The organism is Catenibacillus scindens, from assembly GCF_014202115.1.
GTDB lineage: Bacteria > Bacillota > Clostridia > Lachnospirales > Lachnospiraceae > Catenibacillus > Catenibacillus scindens.
The window spans coordinates 1-1,208 of the sequence record NZ_JACHFW010000054.1 but is presented as its reverse complement, the minus strand read 5'-3'; the positions used below and the strand labels follow the sequence as shown (position 1 = coordinate 1,208).

Below are 1,208 nucleotides of genomic sequence, written 5' to 3'. Positions count from 1 at the left end.
GTTACACTAAAAGGAGGAACCACATGTACTACAATTTCGCTGTCCAGATACCCTCGGAAAAAGGAAAAATCCTGACCAAGGCTAAGGGCGGATCTTCCTATGTACTCTTCCAGTACGGGTCGGATTATAAGCCTGATAAGAAGTATGCCATACCCAAAAGGACGATCATCGGAAGGGTTGATCCTTCTGATCCAACAAAGATGTTTCCTAACGAAAAATTTCAGCAGTACTTTCCTGAAGCGATGCTTCCCGAAGAACTGCCTGAGACGTACAGGAGTTGCTGTCTCAGAATAGGTCCTTATGTGGTGATTCGTTATGTCCTGAACGAGTATAAGCTTCCAAAACTTCTGGGAAAATGGTTTCCTGAGGACTGTGGTCTTTTTATGGATCTTTTATCCTATCTTATAGTAGATGAGGATAACGCCGGACAGCACTATCCTGACTATGCGTTTTGCCACCCTTTGTTTTCGGATGGTATGAGGATATACAGCGATTCAAAGGTGTGCCGGTTCTTCTCTTCCGTCACTAAGGAACAGACGATAGGTTTTCTTGACGACTGGAATAAAAGAAGGGATCATAAGCAAAGAATATATATTTCCTATGACTCCTCGAATAAAAACTGCAATGCCGGTGACATAGATCTCATAGAGTATGGCAAAGCAAAGGATGATAAGGGTATTCCTATCTTTAACCTTGCCCTGGCCTTCGATAAGACCAACCGGGTTCCTCTGTTTTATGAGGAATATCCCGGCTCCATAACGGATGTCTCCCAGTTTGTGCATATGGTGGATAAGGTGACGGAGTATGGCTATAAAAAGGTAGGCTTCATACTTGACCGCGGTTACTTCAGCAAAGACAACATACGCTACATGGAGGAAGGCGGATATGCCTTCGTTATCATGGTAAAAGGCCGTAAGGCCCTGGTGTCGTCCCTTGTAGAAGAAAACCGCGGCACATTTGAAACCGAGCGCGACCATTCCATCAGAGCCTATCATGTCTACGGTAAGACAGTGAAAGCCAGGTTATATGAGGATGATACGCAGGACAGATACTTCCATATCTACTTCAGTCCTTCCAAACATGCGGCGGAAAGGGAACGTCTGGAGCTTACACTGGACAGATTTAAGATATATATGGACAAGCACATCGGGGATGTGGTTACTTCATCAAAGGCATGCCAGGAGTATTTTACCCTTAAGTATGACAAA

Annotated in this window: 1 protein-coding gene; it reads left to right on the top strand. The window is 44.5% G+C overall.

Annotated features, from left to right (window positions below; translation table 11 throughout):
• Positions 1-23 precede the first annotated feature (23 nt).
• Positions 24-1,208 (top strand): IS1634 family transposase (locus HNP82_RS17780; RefSeq protein WP_243164864.1); only part of this gene is annotated, 1,185 nt, incomplete at its 3' end.